The organism is Acinetobacter sp. LMB-5 (genome assembly GCF_001541635.1).
GTDB classification, from domain to species: domain Bacteria; phylum Pseudomonadota; class Gammaproteobacteria; order Pseudomonadales; family Moraxellaceae; genus Acinetobacter; species Acinetobacter pittii.
The window spans coordinates 1-204 of sequence record NZ_LRDR01000033.1; the positions used below are offsets into that span (position 1 = coordinate 1).

Annotated in this window: 1 protein-coding gene; it reads left to right on the top strand. The window is 39.2% G+C overall.

What is annotated here, in order from left to right; translation table 11 throughout:
* Positions 1 to 204, top strand: a 204-nt coding sequence (locus AW165_RS19790) for a hypothetical protein (RefSeq protein ID WP_171254264.1), incomplete at both ends; no start/stop codon positions are given.

Consider the following 204-nt stretch of genomic DNA (forward strand, 5'->3'; position numbering starts at 1 on the left):
TGCGCTTAGAAAAATCGAAGAGAATCGTTTGTCACGCCAGACAGAAAAAGCTGATAATTTCTCTCAAGATGGCAGCTATCGACGCAATCTAGTAGTGAATGATGAATCGTTTAATGTTCGTTTTAAAGCTAGTTGCGCTACGCCTGAATGCTTAATGAGAAATGCCAATATCGACATGGAAGATGATGCTTTTCAGGATTACAT